The sequence below is a fragment of the Fortiea sp. LEGE XX443 genome (assembly GCF_015206815.1).
GTDB lineage: Bacteria > Cyanobacteriota > Cyanobacteriia > Cyanobacteriales > Nostocaceae > Nostoc_B.
The window spans coordinates 1-21,913 of record NZ_JADEXZ010000058.1; the positions used below are offsets into that span (position 1 = coordinate 1).

Annotated in this window: 19 protein-coding genes and 1 pseudogene; 8 read left to right on the top strand and 12 right to left on the bottom strand. The window is 41.4% G+C overall.

Features of this window, described 5'->3' with window-relative positions; genetic code table 11:
* The first annotated feature begins 237 nt into the window (after positions 1-237).
* The 3 genes from IQ259_RS19420 to IQ259_RS27605 all read left to right on the top strand — a co-directional run bounded on the left by IQ259_RS19420 (position 238) and on the right by IQ259_RS27605 (position 1,051).
* Positions 238-483: a DUF433 domain-containing protein gene (locus IQ259_RS19420; protein ID WP_193887641.1), complete on the top strand. Its 246-nt coding sequence runs from the start codon at positions 238-240 to the stop codon at positions 481-483.
* Positions 483-839, top strand: coding sequence for a DUF5615 family PIN-like protein (locus tag IQ259_RS19425; protein ID WP_193887642.1), 357 nt, complete (start codon positions 483-485; stop codon positions 837-839). The genes IQ259_RS19420 and IQ259_RS19425 overlap by 1 nt, the downstream gene beginning before the upstream one ends.
* Positions 840-919: 80 nt before the next feature.
* On the top strand, positions 920-1,051 hold the full coding sequence (locus IQ259_RS27605; RefSeq protein WP_255525463.1) for a hypothetical protein: 132 nt from the start codon (positions 920-922) through the stop codon (positions 1,049-1,051).
* A gap of 201 nt (positions 1,052-1,252) precedes the next feature.
* On the opposite strand, the gene thrC is transcribed toward IQ259_RS27605, so the two are convergent.
* Positions 1,253-2,344 carry a threonine synthase gene (gene thrC / locus IQ259_RS19435; protein ID WP_193887643.1) on the bottom strand — a complete coding sequence of 364 codons (1,092 nt, stop codon included), beginning with the start codon at positions 2,342-2,344 and terminating at the stop codon, positions 1,253-1,255.
* A 600-nt stretch (positions 2,345-2,944) separates the two neighbouring features.
* On the opposite strand from thrC, the gene IQ259_RS19440 reads away from it, so the two are divergent.
* A complete protein-coding gene (locus IQ259_RS19440; RefSeq protein ID WP_193887644.1) occupies positions 2,945-3,136 on the top strand; it encodes a hypothetical protein in 192 nt (63 codons plus the stop codon).
* Positions 3,137-3,466: 330 nt separating this feature from the next.
* On the opposite strand, the gene IQ259_RS19445 is transcribed toward IQ259_RS19440, so the two are convergent.
* Positions 3,467-4,888 (bottom strand): hypothetical protein, encoded by a 1,422-nt coding sequence (locus IQ259_RS19445; protein ID WP_193887645.1) that lies wholly within the window; start codon positions 4,886-4,888, stop codon positions 3,467-3,469.
* A 192-nt stretch (positions 4,889-5,080) separates the two neighbouring features.
* Between IQ259_RS19445 and IQ259_RS19450 the strand changes: the two genes are divergently transcribed.
* Positions 5,081-6,811 carry an iron uptake porin gene (locus tag IQ259_RS19450; RefSeq protein WP_370568055.1) on the top strand — a complete coding sequence of 577 codons (1,731 nt, stop codon included), beginning with the start codon at positions 5,081-5,083 and terminating at the stop codon, positions 6,809-6,811.
* 595 nt (positions 6,812-7,406) lie between these two features.
* Here the strand turns inward: IQ259_RS19450 and IQ259_RS27255 are convergent.
* Positions 7,407-7,649 (bottom strand): annotated as a pseudogene (locus tag IQ259_RS27255) (IS4 family transposase); the annotation flags it as partial.
* Positions 7,650-8,089: 440 nt separating this feature from the next.
* On the opposite strand from IQ259_RS27255, the gene IQ259_RS27795 reads away from it, so the two are divergent.
* On the top strand, positions 8,090-8,263 hold the full coding sequence (locus IQ259_RS27795) for a transposase family protein (protein WP_370568056.1): 174 nt from the start codon (positions 8,090-8,092) through the stop codon (positions 8,261-8,263).
* Positions 8,264-8,346: 83 nt separating this feature from the next.
* On the opposite strand, the gene IQ259_RS19460 is transcribed toward IQ259_RS27795, so the two are convergent.
* From IQ259_RS19460 to IQ259_RS19470, 3 genes are all read right to left on the bottom strand, one after another.
* Positions 8,347-9,228: a hypothetical protein gene (locus IQ259_RS19460; protein WP_193887646.1), complete on the bottom strand. Its 882-nt coding sequence runs from the start codon at positions 9,226-9,228 to the stop codon at positions 8,347-8,349.
* A 171-nt stretch (positions 9,229-9,399) separates the two neighbouring features.
* The gene (locus IQ259_RS19465; protein ID WP_193887673.1) at positions 9,400-10,728 is read right to left on the bottom strand and encodes an IS4 family transposase; all 1,329 of its coding nucleotides are present in this window, start codon (positions 10,726-10,728) and stop codon (positions 9,400-9,402) included.
* A 393-nt stretch (positions 10,729-11,121) separates the two neighbouring features.
* Positions 11,122-11,592, bottom strand: coding sequence for a GNAT family N-acetyltransferase (locus IQ259_RS19470; RefSeq protein WP_193887647.1), 471 nt, complete (start codon positions 11,590-11,592; stop codon positions 11,122-11,124).
* A gap of 94 nt (positions 11,593-11,686) precedes the next feature.
* Between IQ259_RS19470 and IQ259_RS19475 the strand changes: the two genes are divergently transcribed.
* The gene (locus tag IQ259_RS19475) at positions 11,687-12,199 is read left to right on the top strand and encodes a MarR family winged helix-turn-helix transcriptional regulator (protein WP_193887648.1); all 513 of its coding nucleotides are present in this window, start codon (positions 11,687-11,689) and stop codon (positions 12,197-12,199) included.
* A 33-nt stretch (positions 12,200-12,232) separates the two neighbouring features.
* On the opposite strand, the gene IQ259_RS19480 is transcribed toward IQ259_RS19475, so the two are convergent.
* The 6 genes from IQ259_RS19480 to IQ259_RS19505 all read right to left on the bottom strand — a co-directional run bounded on the left by IQ259_RS19480 (position 12,233) and on the right by IQ259_RS19505 (position 20,808).
* Positions 12,233-15,412 (bottom strand): efflux RND transporter permease subunit, encoded by a 3,180-nt coding sequence (locus IQ259_RS19480; protein ID WP_193887649.1) that lies wholly within the window; start codon positions 15,410-15,412, stop codon positions 12,233-12,235.
* Between the two features lie 52 nt (positions 15,413-15,464).
* The gene (locus IQ259_RS19485; protein ID WP_193887650.1) at positions 15,465-16,814 is read right to left on the bottom strand and encodes an efflux RND transporter periplasmic adaptor subunit; all 1,350 of its coding nucleotides are present in this window, start codon (positions 16,812-16,814) and stop codon (positions 15,465-15,467) included.
* Between the two features lie 106 nt (positions 16,815-16,920).
* Positions 16,921-17,115 carry a heavy-metal-associated domain-containing protein gene (locus IQ259_RS19490; protein WP_193887651.1) on the bottom strand — a complete coding sequence of 65 codons (195 nt, stop codon included), beginning with the start codon at positions 17,113-17,115 and terminating at the stop codon, positions 16,921-16,923.
* A gap of 271 nt (positions 17,116-17,386) precedes the next feature.
* Positions 17,387-17,800, bottom strand: a complete 414-nt coding sequence (locus IQ259_RS19495; protein ID WP_193887652.1) for a heavy metal-responsive transcriptional regulator — start codon at positions 17,798-17,800, stop codon at positions 17,387-17,389.
* 95 nt (positions 17,801-17,895) lie between these two features.
* Positions 17,896-18,468 (bottom strand): cupredoxin domain-containing protein, encoded by a 573-nt coding sequence (locus IQ259_RS19500; RefSeq protein ID WP_193887653.1) that lies wholly within the window; start codon positions 18,466-18,468, stop codon positions 17,896-17,898.
* An 81-nt stretch (positions 18,469-18,549) separates the two neighbouring features.
* On the bottom strand, positions 18,550-20,808 hold the full coding sequence (locus IQ259_RS19505; RefSeq protein WP_193887654.1) for a heavy metal translocating P-type ATPase: 2,259 nt from the start codon (positions 20,806-20,808) through the stop codon (positions 18,550-18,552).
* A gap of 494 nt (positions 20,809-21,302) precedes the next feature.
* On the opposite strand from IQ259_RS19505, the gene IQ259_RS19510 reads away from it, so the two are divergent.
* Positions 21,303-21,902 (top strand): MBL fold metallo-hydrolase, encoded by a 600-nt coding sequence (locus IQ259_RS19510; protein ID WP_193887655.1) that lies wholly within the window; start codon positions 21,303-21,305, stop codon positions 21,900-21,902.
* Positions 21,903-21,913 lie beyond the last annotated feature (11 nt).

The following is a 21,913-nucleotide window of genomic DNA, read 5'->3' on the forward strand; positions in this document are numbered from 1 at the left end:
CCAGTTCTTCTTTGGATAACTGGCCCAAACTTTCTTTTTCTAGTTCTTGAGGCAGGTTTTGGTTCATATTTGTGATACTCCACCTCAACTGTCCCCTTTGTCAATACTCTGTTACCTGAATCCTTACAAATGTTTGAGAGAGAAGAAATTAGCCGTAATGCACCGCTTTTACATACCCTACTGCCTTTACTGTTATAAAATCTGAATTATTGGCTTGGCTATAAAACATTATTGATTATGGACTGGCGACAATATATTTATTCTGATCCCAAAGTGTTATTAGGTAAACCAACGGTAAAAGGTACGCGATTATCTGTAGAATTTATACTTGGTTTATTTGCTAATGGTTGGAGTGTAGAGCAAGTTTTAGAGAATTATCCAACTTTGACACCACAAGCTGTACAAGCTGTGTTTGTATTTGTTGCTGAGTGTATGCGAGAGGAATCTTTGTATATGCTACCTTTTATATCTGAGTCAGCATAATGCGATTTTTAGCAAATGAAAATATCCCGATGATGAGTGTGATACGCTTGCGGGATGCTGGTTATGATGTAGCTTATGGTAGCGAAGATGCTCCTGGTGCGGAAGACTCGTTAGTTCTAGAACGGGCTGTACGTGAAGAAAGAATTATTTTAACCTTTGATCGAGATTATGGCGAATTAATTTATAGGTTGCGGATGCCTGTACCAAAAGGTGTAGTTTATTTTCGTTTCTTTCCTGCAACACCAGAAGAACCAGCACAACTTTTATTAGATTTATTGAATGTTACAAGATTAGTTTTAGAAGGGTATTTTACAGTTTTTGAGCGTACACAATTACGTCAGCGTCCGTTACCTTAATACTAGATAATACAGCAGCTTGGCAAGATTTTCTCTCACAAGCCAACGCCATACCAGATGTAGAATTAATTAAAGGCTTTTTGTTAGCAGTGCGCGATTGTTGTTTAGCAAAGGGTAAAGAAGCCGGAGTTCCTGACTTTGTAGCGGATGAACTAGCGTTGAAGACTGGTTTAACTACGCCAGCACTTGCGGTGTTAATTGGTAATTCGTAATTTGTAATTGTGCGATCGCTTATAGATGAGTTGAAAGAAGATAATCTAAATCACTTTATTCGTTTAGGAAATGCGTAGACGTGCAGGGGTTTGTGATCATACATCGCTTACACTATACAAGTCACCAGATACCCAACTTTTTCAAAAAGTTGGGTATCTAGATTATTGATGAAGCGATCGCTTTGACTTATAAACAAACTTTTAAAATCCCATTGCTGCGGCTACAGCTTTCATTTCTGCCGGGATACCTTGCTTAAATCGACTGTCACTGTGTTTAATAGCTGTATCGGGATCTTTAAGTCCATTTCCTGTGAGGACACAAACTACTGTTGCGCCTGTGGGTACTTGGTCTTTGACTTTTAATAATCCTGCCACGGAAGCAGCGCTGGCTGGTTCGCAGAAAATCCCTTCAGATGCAGCCAAAAGTCGATAAGCTTCTAAAATCTCTGTGTCGGTGACGGCTTGGAACGTGCCTTGACTGGCAGATTGAGCCGCGATCGCTTTGTCCCAACTAGCTGGGTTGCCGATGCGAATGGCTGTAGCTATAGTTTCAGGATGTGCTACTGGTTGACCATTAACTAAAGGTGCTGCACCTGCGGCTTGAAATCCCATCATCCGTGGTAGGCGATCGCATTTGCCAACTTGGTGATATTGACAAAATCCCATCCAATATGCACATATATTCCCCGCATTACCGACGGGGATACACAACCAGTCTGGGGCATTACCCAGCGCATCAACTACTTCAAAGGCTCCTGTTTTCTGCCCTTCTAGACGGTAGGGATTGACCGAATTTACCAAAGTTATGGGGTAACTCTCGGCCATTTCCCGCACAATTTCTAAGGCTTGGTCAAAATTACCTTTAATTGCCAATACTTCGGCTCCATACAGCAAAGCCTGTGCTAACTTGCCTAAGGCGACGTAACCATCAGGAATCAATACAAAAGCATCCATCCCACCGCGCTTTGCATAAGCGGCTGCGGCTGCGGAGGTGTTACCTGTACTCGCACAAATCACTGCCTTTGCCCCAGCTTCCTTAGCTTTAGAAATAGCCATAGTCATCCCCCGGTCTTTAAAACTACCGGTGGGGTTAAGACCGTCGTATTTAACAAATACGCTGACTTGTCTGCCAATGCGTTCTGCGATCGCTGGCACCGGAATCAAGGGAGTATTACCCTCTAATAAGGTAACAATAGGCGTTTTTTCACTGACAGGTAAGTACTCTCGATAGGCTTCTATCAGTCCGGGCCAAGGTTGGCGATAAGATTTAGCAACAGACAAGCTCACAGTCACAGGTTTTAACAGTTTTTCACTAAAGATTGGTAGATATGGATGGACATGAAAGCTAATATTGGGCTTTCTATCTCCATGTTTCTAACTTTGTACTCCAGAAAAATATTATCTTTTTTGGTGTATGTATTTTATTAATGATTTTTATTTTGTGCAGATTGTTAGTTTACCATAACCTTTTACTCATCCACACCCCTACCGGACTTACTCAAAAAAGTTATCTGCTGATAATGGCTGCGAGGGTTTGAGTGACTTAGCTCCCCTAGAGTTTCACAAAACTTTCTTCAGTGATTAAGTAGAAAGGTGCAAATAAACTGAACTATGTAACGGAAAGTAAAGTAGCTTGAAAACCTCTTCCCTTCTGCCCTCTGCCTTCTGCCCTTTGCCTCCTGCCTTGTCATGACGACAATTTTTAACACCGACCTACTTAACAGCTAATCTAGCTAAGGAACACTGACAGCCTCATCGCTGTCACTTATCACAAAACCCGTAACCCATTATATAAAGTGATTAAAACTATACAATAATTTAACAAACCTTAAACCGAGATTACTATAATATTTAATATTGGTGTGAGTTGAGTTGTGTATCTATCAATAAACAATGTCTACTTTATCTAGTGTTTCAGAACGACAGTCCCAAGCTACTTTAGTGAGTGATTTGAATAAGTCTTACTATCAAGCAGATCAGCAAGCAAAGTTTAAAAATCTGCAAGCAGAGGTAGATTCTTTGTTGCAGCAATTACAACATTTGAAAGAACAAAGGCTATCTACTGGTCATCCAGAAGAAGAATAAACTCAGTTTCACTAAAGCGATACCTTCTTTTTCAAAGATCCTAACGCCAATGGCAAGACGCAGAGCGTCTTGCAAATCTTATTGTGATCTGATTTTTAGATAACAAAAACTTCTTGATGAGTAAAGCTAGAGATTGCCAGTGAGACAACTTGGCGATCGCAGTTAATGCTTCCTGAGATTTACCATAAAAATTTGTATAGATAACTTTAGCACTATCAGAAACAATTAGAGTACGGAGAAGGTGCTAATGTTTCTGGGCTTAAAGTTGAGAATTTTTCAAAGTAGCGATCTCAACGGCTGATATTTGGAGTCTGGCTGATTAGCTGAGATTTAAGACTTTGCCAACTCATTATTCACTCGTTTTAACAAGCTTTGAATATCTGCAATAGTAGCCTTGGTGATTTTTGGCTGTTTTTGTAGCCAAGAATTAGCACTTTCTTCTCCTTGCTGAACTGCTAAAATCAAAGCTGCCCAGGTCAGCACTTCTGGCTGTTGTGGATTAACTTCCAATGCTGCTACTACACGATTCCACAACCTGCTTTTGTCTGCTTTTAGTAGAGTAGAAATTTCTTGTATATTCTCAGATGATACTGTAAGCACCTTTAAAGCTTTGCTCCAGCGACCGTCAATCAAATCTGCCAAGACTTGTTCGCTGGGACTTGCCCAAATTTTTTCAGCTTGAGTTTGCGTGATTTGAGCATGTAAGCGAATCAAATCAATTTGTGCTTGCGCTGCTGCTGGGAAAGCGTTTTTGCGTTGTTTTTGGATAGACTTTAAAGATTTTAAAGCTGGTGTCCACAAACCACTACGAGCAATTGATAAAGCATTTTGAAAAGCAGCATCCTTAATTGCTGGTGGTTTGAGAGAAATTTTTTCTAGCTGAATCGGGTTGAGATACAGTTTAGTCGGTTTAACTTGGTAAATGCTTAACTGCGGTTCCAAATCTACTGTTTGATCAATAACTAATTCTTGATTACCGCCACCAGTAACTTGCTGCCATTTCGGTACTTGGCCGTTAGAATTCTTCCAAGACAGAAGTTGTAGTAAGTTAGTGCGTTCTGGATTGTAATATAAAATTTGACCATAGGCGATCGCGCTTTGGCCTTGTTGATGTTCTCCTTGCAAATAAAACCATACCCCTGATGCTGGTGTCTCACCGTCAAAACGCTTCACATCTTTTAAAGGTAAGAGAGTGTTGGTATCATCATCTTCTACTGTCGCCTCAACAAAAGATTTTTCTAGCCCAGTGATAGATAGTTGCGTAGCTAGACGATAGTATTTTTCTGGTTGTGATTGAAACTCTGAGTCTTTCGCCAGTTGATAAATCCGCAGTGCTATTAGTTCTTGACAATTAGACTGACAATTGGCACGTTGCTGAAAAACTGGTAATAAAAATGAGTTTTCATCTTCATTTAAAGCCAGCGTCGCCCCAGATGTTTGTTTTTGCTCTCGTAAACTAGCTTGAATTTCTGGTAGGGTGTGGGGATGTTCGCTGTAACCGAAGGGAATTTGCGCCCATTCTGGTAAGTATTTATTCAGCCAACCTATTTCCTGTGGATTGAAAATAAACAGCAGACTAATCCAAGCAAAAGCAAAAATTAACCCAGCACTACTAATTAAAATAGCGATCGCTAGTGTTGATACCAGCAAACTTCCCTTTTGTGGCTGTTGTTCAGTCTTTTCCCCTGTATCTGTAGAAGTTTGATTGCGTCTCAAAAATTTTGGCGATAGCTTGCGCGAGTGATGTGCCATATTGCTTCTCGGTCAATATAGTAGGTGGGGTGAGGCTGTTTTACTTTTATACTCGCGTTTTATCTTATTGCCCAGAATAATTTTTGTCTGATTTAGTACGAACTCAGTAAAATTTCTCATGCCGAACCTGATAACTTTGCTTACACTCTTACTTCAGTATTATATGTAGAGTGTAAAAAGTTGAAAGCTAAAGTGGTTCGCTGTAATCATCTAAAAGTCTGGATAGTTGCGTCTTTCATGATTGCGGAATTAAACAGCGGATCACAATCAGCATCCGCCCAAGATTATACAAACACAGCACTAGAACCAAGTCTCAATTTAGACAACAGTCATCCTTCGATATTTTCTATCTCATCAACAGAACAGGGTGTAACAGAACATACTGAGCCGATGGCACAAGTCACATCGGTATCGCAGCTTAATGATGTCCAACCCAGAGATTGGGCTTTTGAAGCTTTACAATCTTTAGTAGAACGCTATAACTGCATTGCCGGTTATCCTAATAACCAATTTCGAGGCGATGTCTCACGACAAGCCGCTTTGCGTCTACGCGCTGTCACCAGGTATGAATTTGCCGCAGGTGTAAATACTTGCTTAGATAAAATCAACCAAATTATCTTAGCCGCCGCACCAAGCACAGAGCTACTAACTCGTGCAGATTTAGCCACCATCCAACGCTTACAAACAGAATTTAGCAGCGAATTAACAACTTTGCGGGGGCGAGTCGATAGCTTAGAAGCACGCCAAGCCGAAATCGCCGCCAACCAATTTTCAACTACAACTAAACTTAACGGCTTACTAATTGCTGGTGTTCAAGGACGGACTTCCAACCGTGCAGATGTTAATCCCAGAGACGGTATAAAAGATACAGATGATAATGGTACAAACATTAACGTCATTACCTTTTCTTACCTGAGTTTAACTAGTCAACTAACCCCTCGTAGTTACTTATTTACAGGGTTATTAGCTGCCGATGGTAGCACAAGACCTAGATTCAGTAATGATGTTGGCCTCGGCTACGAATTTCCTACAGATAACAAATTGACCATTCTTGACTTAAATTATCGCTGGTTAGTCACCGACAAATTAGCTGTACTGGTGGGAACAAAAGGCGTAAATATGTCAAACACTTTCCGTGGCCCAGTTCGAGTCGAGAGTGCAGCTACAGGCCCTTTATCTCTGTTCGCTCAAAGAAACCCAATTTTAAATACCGGCTTCGGTCAGGGTGGAATTGCCGTAGATTGGCAGTTTGCCAAACGTGCCAGTTTACAAGCTTTGTATACTAGTTATACTCCTGGGAATCCTAGTGAACGTAACGGTTTATTTGATGGAACTACGACTACAGCCGTGCAATTACTATTGACACCAATTGATGCTGTTGATCTGAGTTTGTATTACGTCAATAATTATGCTTCTGATGGTTGTTTACTGACCTTTGTGGGCGACGACTGTTTAACTGCGGCTAGTAATGGTGAGTCAGCACCCTTACAAACCAATGCTTATGGTGGTACTGTTAGTTGGCAAATTTCGCCCCGTGTGACGATAGGTGCGTGGGGTGGTTATACTAAATCTCATATTCCTGGGCGATCGGGCAATGTCGAAACGACGAATTACATGGTCTTTTTGAATTTCCCCGATTTATTTGCTCAAGGTAATTTAGGCGGTATTTATGTCGGACAACCACCAAAAATTACTAGTAGCACTCTACCTGTGGGTAATAATGTCCCTGATTTTCTCAATACAGGTTTAGGACGTGCTGGAGGACAGCCAGGAACAACTACTCAAATTGAAGCTTTTTATCGTTTCAAACTGACAGATAACATCAGCATTACGCCAGGGATAATTCATATCTTAGAACCTGGACATACACCAGACAGTGACTCAATTACTATTGGGATCATTCGGAGTACCTTTCTGTTTTAGTGACACCCAACATCAAACAATGTGACTAACAATAATTTTTACATACGGTTTATCTCAATAATTAATTGAATTAGTCTAAGAGGGTATTTGAAAAGTCCTTGATGATGTAGCAAATACTTTTAGATCCCCCTAAATCCCCCTTAAAAAGGGGGACTTTAAGAAGCTTTCCCACCTTAAAAAGGGGGGCTAGGGGGGATCTAAGAGTACTTAAAATCACAGCTAACCACTTTTCAAACATGCTCTTAGAGGATGTTTGAAAAATTTAATTTATTACTTCGCCTAGCGATTGGAAATCGCACGCCACTTGCTACCCTACGGTAACGCCGCCTCAAGTCGGGCATTGCCCGCCCACGGCGCAAAAAAGAAAAAAGGTTTGGCTCACCACCAAACCTGACTATAAATCCAGTGCATAACAACATCCCGCATTTATTTACTCATGATTTTTGTTTCAAAGCATCTTCCTATAGGATGTATCCAAAACTTATAAAAACTGATATCACATCAACTAGGTATTATTAATTACATAAGGATTTAAATCATATATAAAATATTTTAAAAATCAAAACTGCTGATATATTAACGGGTGACAACATGGCTAAACAGGTTGTTTCATAAGGGAGAGAGCCTGAAAACCGCGTTGAAAAAACAGGCGTTTATGAGGCTTGAGTGCTACTAAGTTGAGAGCTAAATCAGCCCATAATTCCATACCATAGATCCAGAAGAGTTGTCCGTAGAGAGCAAAGCTAACATCCTTCTGGTGTGGGGTTTGGTCATTGTGTTGTTGAATACGTCCGGCATAAGTTTATATCCCTAGATTTTTCATCTGTTGACCATGTATAGGAATCCGATTTAATTTTTGAAAAAATCTAAATATGTGTAGGGTGTGTTGTCGCGGAGTGCAACGCACCAAAAGCTCTCACAGTGTGTTAGGCTTACGCCTAACACACCCTAGTGTCTTTCAGAAATCAAATATTAGTTCTATCGTAGCTAAACTATAAGCAATGACAATCAATAAAGCTTTTAATTGCGGAGAAATAGCTTCATTATCTATGAGACTAGTCCTAAATATAGTTTAGGTACAAAAAAATGGTAGAACGGAAATTTGAGAGTTTACCGTTGGTCTACCATGATGAAAAATCCACTCCATTATATACGTACCTATCCACTCCGCACCAAGTAGATATTAGGAATTAGTTATGACCAGTTTCTGTTGTTAGTACAACAAGCGGAATTAATAAATCAAAAACAACTGGCTGAGGCAGAGCAAAAAAAGTTCGTATTAACGCACTTGGAGGGGGACGTAAACCAAAATTAACACCGGAAGAATCGATTTGCTTGTGTCTTTTTTATTTAAGACAAATGCCTACGTTTGAAGTTTTAGGAATGCACTTTGATGTTTCCAAAACAGAAGCTAACAGTACATTTCATCATTGGCTCAAATTTAGGTGGTGAATTCACATAGCTACTATGTACATCTAAAGTTAGAAGGTAGGAAGTTCTGCCCTTCTTGTTTTATTAAGAAAATATCAGATGGATTAAACCACATTAATCCAAAAATCAGCAGTAATAATTTTCCCGTTGCGATTGAATTGTCCCCAAAGTTTATACTTTCCTGCTTGCGGAAAGCTAGTTATAAAATGAACCTGTCCAGTTGGAGTCTTGTTGAGTGCGTGAGCATGGATGTAATCTGCTGCTGTTAATGAGCTTGACTGTCGCAGGATAACTAAATGTCCTTTTTCTCCCAAGTAAGACTGTAAATCTGTAAGTGGTTGATTGTTAGAAGCATCTTGTAATTTAAACATTAAAGTAACTTCTTGACCTGCTTTTACAGTGGATTCAGAAAGAGCGAGATTAACTTTAGTATCATTGAAAGTTTTACTGCGATTTAGGTCAATTTCTGGAGCAGCAATACTGATTCCAGGAACTTGTGTTTTCAATACTGAAATTTGTTCTGTTTGACCAGTAGGTTTGTAGTCACTAAAGAATGTGTAACCGCCTGCTTTTGGAAAACTAGCTTCTACTGCAAACTGACCATTATCTTTATATATGGGATGAAGATGGCTGAAAAACTGAAGATCATCACTGACAATAATCAAGTGCATGAGCTTTTCTTGGAAAGTGTCAAATTTCGTAATTTCTTTTCCTTCTAAATTTTGAACATCAATCAATAGCGGAATACTTTGATTTGGAGTGATGTTACTAGGAACTTTGAGTTTTGCCTGACTCAATACTTTCTTTTCACCATGAACCGTGCTACTTGTTGAATGTTCTTTATGATGATTTTCACTAATTGAATGCTCCTCATGCTGATGTGTGGTAACAGATATTGCTTTTTCTTCAGCTTTAGGTAATGACGAGCAACTTTGAGCAAGTACTAAAGTAGTAGTGATAGCGATCGCATTAAGAAATCTTTTCATTGACTTTGCTCCTTTAGTGAATTTCTGAATTATCTACTCGATATAAAATCAGCTTAAATTCTCTAGTTAGCTGGAGAGTCAATAGGAAATAGAAAAAATATATCAAGTCCGGTTAATTAGTTATACTTCTTACAATCATTCCACCCCACCCCCTAACTCCTCCCCGTTCACCTACGGTGTACACACAAGTTTGCCCAGAGCGAGTTTCCAGCCAAAAAAAGTGGATTCAAATTGCTCAAGACCGCGAACCAAAGTAGTAATACCGGGAGGTTTCTGAGACTGGTAACCAGACCAACCACCAAGTCGGGCAATAATCCAAGTAGCCCAAGCAAGGGTTTGAAGAGGATAGGGATTTTGTTGCAGTCGAGTTTTACCGTCCAAAGTAGGAGCAAGAGTAGATAAGCATTGCTGTTGTTCAGGCGAAAAAGCAATACTAGCAGGTAAATCAGGGTTATCCCGTCCCTGAATCAGTTGTAAAATTCGCATAGCGACGGACAAAGCTAATACAGTCAGTCGTTGAATGGCAGCAATGGACTCAAGTTGAGTGGCTTCGAGATTTAAACCAGCAGTTTTGAGGGTGGCAAACAGTTGTTCAATACGCCATCGCCATGTGTACCATCGAATCACCTGTAGTGCTTGTTCTAAACAAACGACTTGGTGGGTGGTGAGCAATCGCCAATGAATCGGTTGTTGACCTAGGGGCGGATTGACTTCCACTGCTTCCACGGCATAAAGTGTCACACTAGCGGCATAATCTTGCCCATTCAATTTATCTGGACGTTGAATTTTCACCATTGCACGGCGCACAATTAACAATGCTTCTCTTGCGGTTCTACTAATGCGTGCATCTGCTGGAACATCTACTGTGTAAGTCCCCTCGCTCGGCTGTTGGTTTAAGTATGTATAAAGTGATAAGTTCTTTCCCTCTAGGCGACGGTCAATACGCGCTCTGACCAACACATGATTGTTGTGATTTGGGACTGTAGCGAATTCCTCATACATATCGCTTTCGCGGTCGGCGATGTGAGTCACGATTTTGGCATTCCCAATAGTTAAACATTTTTGCGTTTCTTCGGCAGAGCGTAGCCACTTATATGATTCTTTCTTTTCTATTGGTAATAGCTGATAGTTGCACTCATGCTTATCTTGATGGTTTATATCTCTTGTCCACAGTTTTACTGTGCTTATCCCCAAGGGAAATCCATTCTCTGCATCTAATACTAGTGTCGGATGAATATAAAATCCTACATCTGTGTTGTTTCCTACTACACCTACACCCAACGCTTTCAACCTGCCTACATGAGACTGTAAGTTAATTTCGCTCGTATCACTGATGGCTAATATGTGCTTTCCTTCTACCTGAGATACGCAGTGCTCTGATAGGCTTTGCACTAATTCCCCTACTGTCACATTCTCATTCTCCAAAAACCGATAGTATCCTACTTGTTCGGCTCTATTTTTACTTATTTGCCTAATGCTCACTGATTGATGTTTTCCCATTGCTTCGTACAATGCCGCCCCCTTTTAGTGAGTCGCGGGTCTCCGAATGCTTTTCCCTTAACTACTTGAGCGTGTATTCTGATTGGATTTTCCACCACCTTTTACTTCCCCCAACTCCTTCTGTTATTACTTTACTTGGACTTGTGTGTACACCGTAGGTTCACGGGGAGGGGAGACAAAACGTAGTTTTGGCGGGGTGGGGTTCAGAGGTTTTAGTAAGTAATCAAGCGGACTTGATATTATTAGTTATTTTTCTGATTTCATCAGTGCAAAAAGCACATCGATTTTTTAAATAAACGTGCTTCTAAGTTTTGTTTTTTAAATGTAAGAATCCAGGAGTCAGAATGTTAGAAAGCATTTTAGAATATCTTGCATATTTTTACTTGTAACTTGCTAGTCAGCATTTAACACTTTACGAAACACAATTTTATCAGCGCCCGCCGTGTAGAAATCACGGATGCGAGCCTCTTCCTCGTAACCGCACTTCGCGTAAAACTTTCTTGTGCGATCGAAGCTTGCTAACGTTTCTACCAGTAGCATTCGTCCACCGCGCGCCTTCAAAGTTTCTTCAACGTAGCATAGCAATTTCCCACCACGTCCTTGTCCTTGGTAGTCAGCGCGAATAGCGATCAATTGTAGATTCCATGTCTGATCAGTCATCCGTTCAGGCTCACAATAGGCGACTCCAACTGGCCCGTCTTTGTCATCGTCGTCGGTGATCCAGAAGGGATCGTTGTCGCTGTTACCGTCAAAGTAGTCAGCCAGGATTTTGCTGAGATATTCAAGCTCGTTCGGCTCGAAACCGATGGTGTTGGCTACAGCAATCAATGCTGCTGCATCTTCGGGTTTTGTAGGTCGGATCATGGAGAATTTAATTGTATGCTTGAAGCATATAATAAGCAACAGATTTGTTTGATGTCAATATGCATGACGCATATAATTTGCATATAATTTAGGCATGGAAAACACTAACATTGCGAATGTAGTTGGGGCTTTAGCCCTTGCTTTGACAGATTTGATCGCTCAGTCGGCGGATCAAATGATTGATGACGCAGGGCCAGCTACCGAGGCTCTTTGCTTGGTAAGACATGCACCTGGGATACCGATTGAACAATTGCGCCGCGCCCTTGGAATGTCGCATCCTGGTGCAGTGCGACTTGTAGAGCGACTGGAGAAACAAGGATTGATTCTGCGTGAACGTTGCTCCGTGGATCGCAGAGCTGTGGAACTGAAATTGACCCAAGAAGGGGAAGCTCTGGTGAATAAGATCCATCAAGCGCGGCTCTTGGCACTTGAGGAAGCGATCGCTTCTCTATCTTCAAAAGACCGCTTACATTTGTGCCGTATCACTAACCAAATCTTGTTTTCCTTGACAAAAACGAAGGATAGTGCATTAACTATTTGCCGTTTATGTGATGAAACAAACTGTCTGGATTGTCCAGTGGGTAAACGTTACAGCGAATGGGCTTAACACGGGTGAATACAGAATTCTTGCTGATTTTAATTAGGGAAGTACGTCAACTCTTGATTGTTTTGTTAATTTCCCTGCTTGATTCCTTAACTTTGGTACACCTGCAAACAGTGAGCGAATCTGAGTAATCACGATATACAGAATAGGTACTATAAACAAACTCAAGAAAGTTGCAACGAACATTCCACCAAAGACAGCAGTACCAAGAGATTGACGACTAGCTGAACCTGCGTCTGTCGCCACAGCAAGCGGCCAAATTCCTAGTAGAGTAGAAATCGCAGTCATGAGAATTGGTCTTAAGCGTTCTCCAGAAGCTTTGACGGCTGCTTTGGTAATTGAAAAACCTTGTTCGCGTAATTGGTTAGCAAATTCAACAATTAAAATTGCATTTTTACTAGCTAAACCAATTAACATCACTAAACCAACCTGACAATAAACATCGTTATACAAACCGCGCCATGATTGGGCTAACAAGGCTCCCAAAACTGCTAAGGGAACTGATAATAAAATAATCAAAGGGTCAACGAAGTTATTGTATTGAGCAGCCAGCACTAAGAAAACGAAGAAAATCCCTAGACCAAAAATAATTGGTGCTTGACCACCAGATTCTAATTCTTCTAAAGTAATACCTGACCATTCATAGCTCATGTTTTTCGGTAAGACAGTAGCAGCTAAATTTTTCATCGCTTCTATTGCTTGTCCAGAGCTAAAACCAGGTGCGGCTGCGCCATTGATTTCAATTGACCGATACAGATTATAGTGATTAATTGTTTGCGGCCCGGTGGTTGGTGTAACCTTCACCAAACTACTGAGGGAAATCATCTCACGTCTTCCAGAACGCACATATAGTTGTCCAATATCTTCTGGGTTAGCACGAAACTGTTGATCTGCTTGGACATAGACTCGGTACGTGCGACCAAAAGCATTAAAGTCATTAACGTAGCGGGAACCGATGAAAGTCTGCAATGTGCTAAAGATATCACTGACAGGGACTTGTAAGGCTTCGGCTTTTTCTCGATCTACTTCGATAAGTAACTGCGGTGCGTTAGCGGTGTAGGTACTGAAGACTCCTTGTAATCCTGGGGTTTGATTAGCTTTGCCGATTAAATCATGACTGATTTTGACTAAATTATTGATGTCGCTATTATTTCTGTCTCCTCTATCTTGTAGTTGAAACACAAAACCACCCACACTCCCTAAACTTTGGATAGTCGGAGGATTTACCGCAAACACGGCTGCGTCTTTGATGGCTGACAGTCCACCTCTAGCTTGATTCACAATTGCTGATGCGGTTTGTTCGGCTGTTTTTCGGACATCCCAAGATTTTAGCGGTGCAAATATTAAGCCTCGGTTGGGAGTGTTACCACTAAAACCCACACCACCCATTGCAAAAGTACCTTGAATCTCTGGGATTTTCAGCAGTGCGTTTTCTGCTTGCTTTGCAACTTCACGGGTGTAGTTGAGTGAAGTGCCATCTGGCCCCTGCATTAAGTTAATAAAATAGCCTTGGTCTTCTTCTGGTAAAAATGCTGTGGGGACGCGCAGGTAAAGCCAGCCTGTCCAAACTAAAGATGCAATAAACAGTAGCAAGACAACGATTTTTAAGTGGATGAGCAACCGGAGAATTTGTTGATATCCTTTTTGTATCCAGTTAAGCAACCAATTAATCGCTCCAAAAATCCAGCCTGGTAAACCGCGCCGTTTTTGGGTTTTCCGCAACAACATAGCCGCCAGAGCAGGAGTGAGGGTAATCGCGTTAAAAGTTGAAAGTACAATTGAGAATGCGATCGTCAGTGCAAATTGTTTATATAGTTGTCCCGTTGTGCCAGGAAAGAATCCCACAGGAATAAATACAGCCAAAAGTACAAGGGATGTAGCAATCACCGCCCCAAATAGTTCGTGCATTGATTGGGATGCAGCTTTACGGGGACTTAAACCTTTTTCTTGAATCAACCGAGTTATATCTTCAACAACAACGATCGCATCATCTACAACCATGCCACTTGCTAAGGTTAAACCAAACAAAGTCAAGCTGTTAAGCGAAAAATCGAAAATTTTTACAAAGGCAAACGTCCCAATTAACGAAACCGGAATTGTAATTGCAGGAATGATGGTAGTGCGCCAGTCTTGCAAGAAAATAAAAATGACGATGACAACCAGCACAATTGCTTCTAATAAAGTCTTGACAACTTCCCGCCGAGACGCTTCGACAAATAGTGAAGAGTCATAGGGAAATTCATATTGCAAACCAGGTGGGAAATCCTCTGCAATGCGTTCCATTTCCGCTTTTACCGCTTTGGCAATATTTAAAGCATTGCTCCCAGGAATTTGCAGAATTTGATAGCCGACAGCAACATGACCACTATAACGAGCAAAGGAACTGTAATTTTCTGCTCCCAGTTCAGCACGACCAACATCTTTGAGCTTGACCAATGTGCCATCTGTACCTGCTTTGATGACCATGTTTTCAAATTCGTCAGCTTCTTTTAACCGCCCTTGAGTTTGCAATTCAATTTGATACATTTGCCCATTTGGTGCGGGTGGCTGTCCAATACTCCCAATACCTAACTGTAGGTTTTGTTGGTGAAGGGCGTTAATTACATCCTCAGTTGTGAGCTTGCGATTAGCAAGTTGAGTCGGGTCAAGCCATAACCGCATCGCATAGCGGCGATCGCCAAAGATTGCTATGTTACCTACACCTTTGATACGTCTGAGGCGGTCTAAAACATAAAGGTCGGCGTAGTTACTAATAAAAGTGTCATCATACTTATCGCCTTCACTATATAAAGCCATCGCTAAGACGATACCACTAGATTGCTTTGTCACAGAAACTCCCGTTTGTCGGACAACTTCTGGCAATTTTGGTTCTGCAAGCAAGACGCGATTCTGCACATCAGCCGCCGCAGTATCAATGTCATACCCTTGATCAAAAGTGACGATGATGTTGCTAGTACCGTCACTGCTGCTAGTTGAGGTGATATATTTCAAGCCTTCAATACCGTTAATTTGGCGTTCTAGAACTGTTGTGACGGTATCTTCGACAACTTGGGCGCTGGCTCCAATATAATTAGCGGTGACGTTAATTTGCACAGGGCTGATATCTGGGTACTGCTCTACTGGTAGTAGCGGAATGCTGATTATACCTACCATGAGCATTACTAAAGCGCAGGCGATCGCAAATACAGGTCGCTTGATAAAAAAATTCGCAAACATAGGGTATATCAATTCGTAATTCGTAATTCGTAATTAAGAAGGCGAGATTTTATTAATTGGTATCCGGGATAATTGGAGCGCCATCTCTTAAGTTGAGTAAGCCGGAAACAATGATTTTTTCGCCTGGGGATAAGCCTTTCAGCACTTGATACTGATTACCCTGGATACTACCTAGTTCTACTGGTTTGAGCCGTGCTACTAACTGCTTTTCTTTGGGGGATGATTCGGCTACATAAACAAAGGTTTCTGCACCCAAACGGATGACGGTTGTTGTGGGAATTAATACTCCTGGGCGGTTGTCCCAAATCACTTTCGCTTTAACAAATTGGTCGGCTCGTAACTGTCTGCGAGAATTATCAAACAGTGATTTGACTAAGACTGACTGAGTATCGTTGGCTGTGTTGGGAGCGATGAAAAATATACGACTGCTTCCGAGATTTTTACCCCGTTCATCAATTAACTGTAATGTCATTCCGGGACGCAATCGGGTTGCTTGTTGAACTGGTACGGAAATATTGACTTCTAGAGTTTGATTTTCGGTAATAGTTGCCAATTGAGTAGAGGTATCAACAAAATCACCGATTTTGATAGGAATGTCACCCACCTTACCCGCAAAGGGAGCCGTAATTTTGTAGTATTTCAACTGGACTTGTTGTTGCTTAGTAGCTGCTTGAGCTTGCTGTACTGCTTTTTCAGCTTGAGAGATAGCAGCTTTTTGAGCTTGAATTTGAGCATCAATCGCACTCAGGCTGGCTTTAGCTGTAGCTAGTTTGTTAGCGTATTGATCCTGAATTTGACGAGATATCGCACCTTCCGCGGCCAAGTAAGAGTACCTTTGGTAGTCCAACTGATTTAACCTGACATCAGCTTGTTTGGATAAACGTTCAGCTTCTATAGATTTGAGAGTAGCTTTGGCATTTTCGAGTTGCGATCGCGCCGCCATTGTAGCTGCATCTACACCGCTAACTGCTGCTTTTTGTTCTTCCGCATCTATTTGCAGAATGGGTGTACCTGCTTTTACCTCATCACCTGCTTGCACAAAAATCTGGCTGACTTGTCCTTGAATTCTGGGACGGAGAGTGATTGAACGACGCGATCGCAGGTTAGCAATAAAATTTGAACTTTGTTCAATTGTGCTGGCTTGTAGTGAGGATAATTTTACTTGTACTCCTGGAGGTGCAGCAGCTGTAGCCACCGGGGGTTTTTGACTAGGAGTAAGGACACGCCAAACTGCAATACCTCCACCTGCTAATAGTAGAGTGAGCAATAGCCAAAGCCAAGGTCTTTTTGAGTGTGGTGATAGTGATTCAGCCTCTAAATCATCGTCATCTAGAATGGGAGTCTGATTTTCCAAATCATTGTCTGAATCTAGAATAGAAGTTTGGTTTTCCAACGGGTTCATGTTTGAGCAATTTCCTGTAAATTAAGTTGAGTCAAAATAATTTCTAATTGATAAATTTTTATCAACAGTTAGCTTTTGCTAACTGTTGATATACCCTTAGCAACCCTTAGATTGATGGATAGCCAACAGAGGTAATCGCTTCTTTAATCGCTGTCTCTGATGCTTGAGTTTCTACACTGACAGTTTTGGTTTTTGTGTCAGCTTGTACAGTGGCAGTAGCATCAACTTTTTGAATTGCTATGTTGATAGTATTTATACAAGCTGAACAAGCTAATTTAGGGATAGTAAGTTGTAGTGTCATCTTTGGAAAATTCCTGATTATTTACTACTAAATCGTGGTTTGTTTGAGTAAGTTTTAATTTGTTTACTCAACCTGGAAATAGCTTAAATTCTCCATTTGCCTGGAGAGTCAAGAGTAAAAATCAAAAAAATAAACTACAGATAAACAAAGCGAAAAGTCTGAGTGAAAAACTTTTACTCAGACTTTTCATGACACATATATACAGATAAATTCTGATGATTTATCTGTGTCATCTGCGGTTTTAGATAAAATTTTGCTTTTGTAAAACTATTTATTCATGTTCAATAATTGGACAAATAGTTGAATGTGAATCATCAGGCTTGATTTCCCAACCAGATAGCAACCCTGATAATTCTTGTCTCAAAATCAGTAATTGCTGAATTTGTTCATCAATAGCTTTTACCTTATCTTCTAGTTTAGTTTTGATATGTTCACAAGGTAATTCTCCTTCATCATGAACGTTTAAAAATTCTTTAATTTCTAATAAACTTAATCCCAAACTTTGAGCGCGTTTAATAAAGTGTAGCCTTTCCAAAACATCAGAGTTAAATAATCTAAATCCACCTTCTGTTCTTCCTGATGATTTGAGTAGACCAAGTTCTTCATAATAGCGAATAGTTTTAATTGGTACGCCGCTTTCTTTGGCAACTACACCAATCTGTTTTGCTTCTGCTTGAGCTAACATACTTACCAAACCTCAGTGAGATATGATTACTGATCTTATACTAAACTCTCCAGCAAACTGGAGAGTCAAGCATGAAAAGTATCATTTCATCAAGCTCATGAGACACTAATTGGAGTAGCAGCTGTTTCTTGACTAGTGTCTGCTGATTGGACTGCGATCGCACCCCAAAACATATTCATCCCACAAGTGAAAGTGTATTCGCCTGGTTTTTCGGGTGTAAATTCCACAGTGGTTACTTGATTAAGCGGTAAATCTGCGGCAATGTGAAAGTCTGGAATCACAACTTGTTCTAAGCAACTGCTGGGATCTTTGCGTGCAAATTTCAGTCGTACTGGTATCCCGGCTTGCACTACAATCCGACTGGGATCGTATCCCCCATCAACGGTGACAGTTACTTCCTGAATATTCCCACCTGTTGTAACTGCTTTTTTGGACTTGGGTTTACTGAACAAAAACCACCAAAGTTGTAAGCTGATTAGTCCCAATCCGCCGAGGGTGACGGCTATCTTATTCTCTAATGGCTGTTCAATACGTTGAAACTGATTGGTTTGGACTGTTGTAGATGAGTGCGTCTCATGGGATTTTTGTGCAGTTGCTTCACCAGATGCAATTGTAAATACAATTCCTAAACTGGCTATACCCCCGATAATTGCTGTTTTGTTTACCATTGAAAAATCTCCTGACTTATAAGTGCGAATGGGGAATAGGTTAAAACGGGTATCTTCATTTCAGACTTCATACTTCAGACTTCATACTTTTTTAGGTTGGAAGTTACGCAAACGCAGCGCATTAGTAACCACGGAAACTGAACTAAAAGCCATTGCTGCACCGGCGATGATGGGGTTGAGTAACCAGCCGAAGAAGGGGAACAGAATCCCGGCGGCGATAGGAATACCAGCCACGTTGTAAATGAAGGCAAAAAATAGGTTTTGGCGAATGTTACGAATTGTGGCGCGACTGAGTTGAATTGCTGTAACTATGCCCTGCAAATCACCAGAAATTAATGTGATGTCACTCGCGGCGATCGCTACATCTGTACCAGTCCCAATCGCAATTCCCACATCGGCTTGAGCTAAGGCTGGTGCATCATTGATACCATCACCAACCATCGCAACAATTTTGCCTTCTGCCTGTATTGCTTGCACTGTCGCGGCTTTTTGGTCGGGGCGGACTTCTGCTAAGACTCTTTTGATACCAACTTCACGGGCAATACTTTCTGCGGTGCGGCGGTTATCACCTGTGAGCATCACAACTTCTAAACCGAGTCTTTGCAACGCTCTCACAGCCTGGGTGGAGGTGGGTTTAATGGCATCAGCAATCCCCATCAATCCTTTGATTTCGCCATCAACTGCCAACCAAACTGCTGTTTTACCGAGGTATTCTAAGCGTTCTTTATCTTGTTGCAAAGCTTGAGTGTTAATACTCAACTCTTCCATCCAGCGTTGTGTACCAATTTGCACGAGACAGTGAGAAACGATACCTTGGACACCACTACCTGCTACAGCTTCAAAATCTCTGACATCTGCTAATGGCACTTCCTGAAATTCGGCATATCTAACAACTGCTTCGGCTAACGGATGTTCTGAATTGCGTTCTAAGGATGCGGCTAGTTGTATCAGCTTCAGTTCGTTGCCGTTACGTGTACCGTCAACTGTGAGAAAATCTGTAACTGTGGGTTTACCTTGGGTAATTGTGCCTGTTTTGTCCAAGACAATTGTTTGAATCTGGTGTGCTATTTCTAAGCTTTCCGCACCTTTAATTAAGATGCCGTTTTCTGCACCTTTACCTGTGCCTACCATCACAGAAGTCGGTGTAGCTAAACCCAATGCACAAGGACAAGCGATAATTAACACCCCAACTGTGGTTATCAACGCTAGGGTGACATTGCCCATGATGTTGTACCAAATGATAAAGGTAAGAATGGCGATCGCAATTACCGCAGGTACAAACCACCCAGTAACTTGGTCTGCTAGTCTTTGAATCGGAGCTTTTGAGCCTTGAGCTTGCTGCACTAATTGCACAATCTGCGCCAATACAGTATCTTTACCAACTCTTGTCGCCCGAAATTTAAAACTTCCCGTTTTGTTGATGGTTGCGCCGATGACTTCATCCCCTGGTTGTTTTTTTACAGGTACACTTTCCCCAGTCACCATCGCTTCGTCAATTGTGGATGTCCCTTCAACTACTTCGCCATCAACCGGAATTTTCTCCCCAGGACGAACTAGCACCACATCGCCAATTTGTACTTCCTCAATCGGTACATCTACTTCTCGTCCATTGCGAATCAACCTTGCAGTTTTCGCCTGTAAACCAATCAACTTACGAATTGCTTCTGAAGTTTGTCCTTTGGCGCGATTTTCAAACAGTCGTCCCAATAGAATCAGGGTAATTACAATCGCCGCAGTTTCGTAATATACATCTGGCATCAATCCCTGAGTAATGAAGAAGTCAGGAAATAAGGTAGCGAAGAGGGAATAAAAATATGCTGCACTCGTACCCAAAGCTATTAAAGTATCCATTGTGGCAGCATGACGCTTGAAAGCTTTCCAGGTATTGATGTAGAAGGAGTAACCACACCAAAACTGTACAGGAGTGGTGAGGACTAATTGCAACCAAGGGTTATGCAACCACATGGGAATCCAAGGTAAGTTCAACCCTGTCATCATGGGTAGTGAGCCAATCGCCAGCACAGTGCCAATGATGCCCCCTACTGTCACTTTTTGTTGTAAATCACGGGATTCTTTCTGGCGATGTCTTTTTTCTTCATCATCTTCTCCCGCCATCAAATTTTGTTCTTGGAGAGGATAGGCAGAATAACCTGCGGCATCCACCGCATCTTGAATGGCTTGTAAATCTGTTTTTCTGGGGTCATAATCAACTGTTGCTTGTTCTGCCCCAAAATTCACACTACATTCATTCACACCAGGGACAGAACTAATCGCATCTTCAATACTTCTGGCGCAGGAAGCGCAACTCATACCGCGTAGCTTAAGTGTGGCATTCTCCATTTCAAAGCTCCAATTATCAAGTCGTGTTCAAGACTGATTTCATCTTGAATCCTCCAGTGAACTGGAGTGTCAAGAGGGGAGATGCAAAAAATTGGAATTAGCTCAAAAGACTTTTCTCAACTAGCTTTGCAGCTATTTCTCATAAATTAACTGAAACTCAGGCAAAATTTCTGTTCAAATCCCTTGACTCTCTAGTGAACTAGATATTTGAGAATAAACTCCAGCAAACAATAACCAGCTTGATCTGAAGTTCGGAAAGCTTTTGAGATGAAAACCACAATGGCGATCGCTATTGGCAAACTTTGCCTATGATTATACCAATTCAGCGGTTCTGGAATGGTTATCGGGCTTTCAGATTATTAGGAACTGGGCTTTTATTAGTGAGTGAGGTTGCAAAAAAATGTCAACTTTGGACTACAGACGCAATTATTGATACATTATTGATGCAGCTCTCTTAATCTACGATTTATTGAAGGTATAGAACCAGAATCATCATGAAATCCCTGCACCGTCCCGATTTATATGGCTGGTCTACTTTCAATCCTGCAAGAAATATTGATTTTAATGGGATTGCCTGGATTCGTCCAAATGGCAATATTTTGATTGACCCAGTAGCTCTATCAAACCATGATTGGAATCACCTCGAATCCCTTGGTGGTGTGGATTGGATTGTACTGACTAACTCTGAGCATATTCGGGCAGCAAAAGAAATTGCCGCTCAAACCTATGCTAAGGTGGCAGGCCCGGCAGCAGAAAAAGAAATTTTCTCAATAGCTTGCGATCGCTGGTTGTCTGATGGTGATGAGTTAGTACCTGGATTAAAAACAATTGAACTCCAAGGTTCTAAGACTCCTGGCGAACTAGCACTGCTATTAGAAGAAACTACCTTGATTACAGGAGATTTGATCAGGGCGCACAAAGCTGGGACTTTGACTATCTTGCCAAAAGAAAAGTTACTGAACCCCGAAGCAGCGATCGCCTCTGTACGCAAACTGGCACAATTGCCTAACATAGAAACTGTACTGGTGGGAGATGGCTGGTCTGTATTTCGGGATGGACACCTGCGTTTAAAAGAACTAGCCGCAACATTATGATAGGTTGAGTG